Raw genomic sequence first — 4544 nt, 5'->3', positions numbered from 1 at the left:
CGGCGACTCGGCCGTCGGCCGGTACGTGTTCGGCCTGCACGCGGTCACCGGGCTGGTGATGGTGGCCGTCGCCCGCGTCATCCTGCGCAGCGTCCGGCCGGGGCCGGACACGACGACCACGCCCGGCGTGGACACCACTGTGACCGGCCCGGCGGCCGACTCGGCGCGAACGGCCTCATGAGCACGCTCCAATGGATCCTCGTGGACCACGTCGTGGCACTGCTCGGTGTCGCGACGTGGTTCGCGGCAGGCGTGACCGCCGCGCTCGGCCGCCACCGCCTCGCGCTGGGCCTGCTCGCCGCCGCGGTGCTCGTGACGATCACCCGGCTGGGCACCGAGGCGCTGCTGGCCGGGCGCGGCTGGTGGTTCGTCCAGGAGAAGGTTCTGCTGGGGCTGCCGCTGCTCTTCGCCGCCGGGATCGTCGCGGTGCTCCTCGCCGGCCCGCGGCTGCTCGCGGCCCGGCAGTCGCCGGCCACGGCCCTGCCGGCCGGCGGGCTCGTCGCGCTGCTGACCGCCGGTTACGCCGCGCTGGCCGGCCTGGTGGTGACGTTCACCGCCGGCTACCCGTTGACGTTGAGCACCTCGCTGATCGCCGTCGCCGTCGTCTGCGCCGGCGCGCTGCTCACCGCCCGGGTGGTCGGACGACCCACCGGGCAGGGCGCGGACGCGGGCGCCCCGGAACGCTCGGCGGTGGCGGACGCCGGCTTTCCCGAACAAGCGCCGGTGGCGGCCGGGGCGTCGGCGCTGTCCCGTCGCCGGTTCCTCGGCGTGGCCGGCGGCGTCGTCGCGGCGGGCGCCGGCGCCACCGGCGTCGGCCTGCTCTTCCGGGAGCCCGAGGCGATGGTCACCGGAGGCGGCCCCGGACACGCCGGCGGCGCTGGCCCGAAGGTTTCCGTGGCGGACCTGCGCGGCCCCGGCGCGCCGGCGGCGGGCGGCACCGCGCGACGCCACGTGCTCACCGCCCGGACGGGCACCGTCACGCTGCCGGAAGGGCGTCCGATCGACGCCTGGAGCTACGAGGGCCGGCTGCCCGGGCCGGCCATCACCGCGACCGAGGGCGACCTGATCGAGGTGACGCTCCGCAACGCCGACATCGAGAACGGTGTCACCCTGCACTGGCACGGGTACGACGTGCCGTGCGGCGAGGACGGCGCGCCGGGCGCCACGCAGCACGCGGTGCGGCCCGGCGGCGAGTTCGTCTACCGGTTCCAGGCGGACCAGGTGGGGACGTACTGGTACCACACCCACCAGGCGTCGCACCCCGCCGTGCGCAAGGGGCTGTACGGGACGCTCGTCGTGACGCCGCGCGAGGACCGGCCGGACGCGGAGCGCGGGCTGGACCTGACGCTGCCGGTGCACACGTTCGACGACGTCGTGATCCTCGGCGACCAGGAGGGACGCGCCGTCCACGACGTCCGCCCGGGTCAGCCGGTGCGGCTGCGTCTGATCAACACCGACTCGAACCCGCACTGGTTCGCCGTCGCCGGCTCGGCGTTCCGGCTGGTGGCCGTCGACGGCCGCGACCTCAACCAGCCGGGCGAGGTACGCGAGGTCGGCCTCCGCCTGCCCGCCGGTGGCCGGTACGACGTGGTCCTGACCATGCCGGACGCCACTGTCACGCTGCTGCTCGACCACGACCCCGACCAGGGCGTCCTGCTGCGCCCGGCCGGCGCCGGCGGCGGCGACCGCACCCTGCCGGACACCGGCGACTGGCCCGAGCTGGACCTGCTGGAATACGGCGAGCCGGCACCCGTGCCGTTCGACCGCGACGACGCCGACCGGCACTTCACCATCGTCCTCGACCGCGCCCTGGCCATGGTCGACGGCAAGCCCGCCTACGCCCAGGCCGTCGACGGCCGCGCGCACCCCTCCGTCCCGGACCAGCTCGTCCGGGAGGGTGACGTCGTGCGCTTCACGGTGGTCAACCGGAGCCTGGAGACCCACCCGTGGCACCTGCACGGTCATCCGGTGCTGATCCTGTCCCGCGACGGCCGGCGCTACTCCGGCAGCCCGCTGTGGATGGACACGTTCGACGTACGGCCGGGAGAGGTGTGGGAGGTGGCGTTCCGGGCGGACAATCCGGGTGTCTGGATGAACCACTGCCACAACCTGCCGCACCAGGAGCAGGGCATGATGCTGCGGCTCGTCTACGACGGTGTCACCACGCCCTTCGACAGCACGAGCCACGCACACTGAGGGGGACTGCCATGACCGCAGACATGCACGCCCTGGCCGGCGTCCGCTACGTCGTCGACGACGTGCCGGCGGCGATCGAGTTCTACACCGCCCACCTGGGTTTCACGGTGTCGACCGCGTTCCCGCCGGCCTTCGCGGACGTGGTGCGCGGGCCGCTGCGGCTGCTGCTGTCCGGTCCGGCCAGCTCGGGCGCCCGGGTCACCCCGGCGGACGCGGCCGGGTGCGGGCGCAACCGCATCCACCTGATCGTCGACGACGTCGACGCGGAACGGGAGCGGCTGCAGCGGGCCGGGGTGACGTTGCGCAGTGACATCGTGTCCGGGCCGGGCGGTCGTCAGTTCCTGGTCGCCGACCCGGCCGGCAACCTGGTCGAGATCTTCGAGCCCACGGCCCGCGGCTGAGCCACCGGACCCGACCGCCTCCCGTCTACCCCGGACCGTCCGCGCCGATCTTGCACTTACCGCCCTTCCAGTGCCGGGGATATCCCTTTTGCGGGGGCCAAAAGTGCAAGATCGCGGAGGCCGGGAGGGACGGTGGCGGGATCAGTACCGGTTCGTGGTGGGTGCGGAGAGCCGGGCGGCCAGGATGGGGATGATCACCGCGCCGGCGATCACGTGGGTGCCGGCGAGGACGAGCTGCGTGGACACGGCGGTGTCCTGGGCGAAGGCCGGCGCGGCGAGGGACAGCACCGTGAACGCGACAGTGCCGGCCACGAAGACGCGTACGGGCCGCCGGGCCCGCCGGGCCGCGACCACCGCCAGGACGATCCCGCCGATCGACCAGAGCACGACGCTGCGGGCGATGGCGCCCACCGGGATCGCCTGCGCCTGCTCCTCCCAGACCCCCGCCGCCTCCATCGGTACGCCGAGACCCCGGGCGGCGAGCGTGAACGCCTCCGCGGCCACCGCCCCGGCGAGGGTGGCCAGGACGCCGACCAGCCACACCGGGGTGGTGGCCGGCGACCGGTTCGACCGCGCCGCGACGGGGGGTCGGTGAGTGGCCTCATCCACGGCGTCGCCTCCGGTCCGGTGCCTCGATGTGTTCTCCGGGAGAATGCGGGGACGCCACGACGGCAGTCAATCGTGGACAGTTGAACGCCGGGGCGTCACGGCCGGGTCCCGCGCCGGCCCGCCGCCCCGGCTGCGGCGGCGGCCGTGCCGTCGGCGAGCAGGGAGACCAGCAGATCGCCCAGGATCCGCGGGCCGTGCTGGGTGAGGACGGACTCCAGGTGGAACTGGACGGAGCGGAATCCCGCGCCGCGCAGCGCGTGCACGTCACCGCTGTCCGGGCTGCGGCTGATCTCGATCGGGCCCCGCCGGCCACCGGCCACCACGTCGTGCGCGGAGCGGGCCGTGTAGGTGTTGTAGAACCCCACCAGCTCCGGCCGGCCGAACAGGTCGATCCGCTTCTGCACGCCCTGGTTGGGCACGGCGCGCCGGGCGAGGGGGAACCCCAGCTCGGCGGCGAGCACCTGGTGGCCCAGGCAGATGGACAGGAACGGCACCGTCCCGGCGAGCAGGTCGCGGGTGAGTCCGCGCAGAGTCCGCATCCGCCTGTCGCTCAGGTCGCCCGGGTCGCCGGGGCCGGGGCCGACGACGACGAGGTCGTATCCGTCCGGCCGCAGCGGGCTGTCGAACCGGACGATGCTCGACCGCAGCCCGAGGGCCCGCAGCTGGTGGTCGAGCATGGCCATGAAGGTGTCCTCGTTGTCGACGACGAGCACGCGGCGCCCGGCCAGCGGCCGGTTCGGCGTTCTGCCCTCCGCGCCGTCGAGCCAGAACCTCGACAGCGTGGCGTTGCGCTCGCGCAACGCCCGCCGTACCCGGGGGTCGGTGGCCAGGGACGAGCGTGCCCGCACGGGCGTCGCCGGCCCGCCGTCCGGGCTGGCCGGGTCGACGCCGAGGCCGAGCGCCGCGCGCATGCCGCCCGCCTTGGCCCGCGTCTCGGCCACCTCCGACTCCGGCTTGGAGTCGCGTACCAGGGTGGCGCCGACGCCCAGGCGGAGCGTGCCGTCGTGGTCGATCTCGGCGGTGCGGATCATGATGGCCGAGTCGAGCGTACGGCTGCCGGCCGGGTCACTGCCGATCAACGCGAGCACGCCGCCGTAGTAGCCGCGGCCGGTCGTCTCGTGGCGGGTGATGACCCGGAACGCGTTCTCGATCGGGCTGCCGGTGACGGTCGGCGCGAGCAGCGTCTCCCGCAGCACGTCGCGTACGTCCAGGTCGCTGCGGCCGGTCAGGATGTACTCGGAGTGCGTCACCCGCGCCATTTCCTTGAGGAACGGGCCGTGCACCTGGCCGCCGGAGGCGCACATCCGCGCCATCATTTTCAGTTCCTCGTCGACCACC

5 protein-coding genes are annotated in these 4544 nt (G+C 74.4%); 3 read left to right on the top strand and 2 right to left on the bottom strand.

Annotation, left to right across the window (positions count from 1 at the left end):
• From KBX39_RS24070 to KBX39_RS24060, 3 genes are all read left to right on the top strand, one after another.
• On the top strand, positions 1 to 181 hold a 181-nt coding region (locus KBX39_RS24070), incomplete at its 5' end, for a hypothetical protein (RefSeq protein ID WP_210872628.1).
• On the top strand, positions 178 to 2196 hold the full coding sequence (locus KBX39_RS24065; RefSeq protein ID WP_210872626.1) for a multicopper oxidase family protein: 2019 nt from the start codon (positions 178 to 180) through the stop codon (positions 2194 to 2196). The genes KBX39_RS24070 and KBX39_RS24065, both read left to right, overlap by 4 nt.
• An 11-nt stretch (positions 2197 to 2207) precedes the next feature.
• Positions 2208 to 2597, top strand: a complete 390-nt coding sequence (locus KBX39_RS24060; protein WP_247660521.1) for a VOC family protein — start codon at positions 2208 to 2210, stop codon at positions 2595 to 2597.
• A gap of 141 nt (positions 2598 to 2738) precedes the next feature.
• Here the strand turns inward: KBX39_RS24060 and KBX39_RS24055 are convergent, their stop codons facing one another.
• The gene (locus KBX39_RS24055) at positions 2739 to 3206 is read right to left on the bottom strand and encodes a DUF6069 family protein (RefSeq protein WP_043323077.1); all 468 of its coding nucleotides are present in this window, start codon (positions 3204 to 3206) and stop codon (positions 2739 to 2741) included.
• A 95-nt stretch (positions 3207 to 3301) separates the two neighbouring features.
• The coding region (locus KBX39_RS24050; RefSeq protein ID WP_210872624.1) for an anthranilate synthase family protein at positions 3302 to 4544 on the bottom strand (1243 nt) is incomplete at its 5' end.

The organism is Micromonospora sp. D75 (assembly GCF_018070405.1).
In the GTDB taxonomy this organism is placed as follows: Bacteria; Actinomycetota; Actinomycetes; order Mycobacteriales; family Micromonosporaceae; genus Micromonospora; species Micromonospora chalcea.
The sequence above is the reverse complement of the archived record's forward strand: the minus strand, read 5'-3'. Positions and strand labels throughout refer to the sequence as shown.

Excerpts from the sequence above, each read along its gene's own strand:
- KBX39_RS24065 (WP_210872626.1), top strand. The coding sequence starts at position 178 with ATGAGCACGCTCCAATGGATCCTCGTGGACCACGTCGTGGCACTGCTC.
- KBX39_RS24060 (WP_247660521.1), top strand. The coding sequence starts at position 2,208 with ATGACCGCAGACATGCACGCCCTGGCCGGCGTCCGCTACGTCGTCGAC.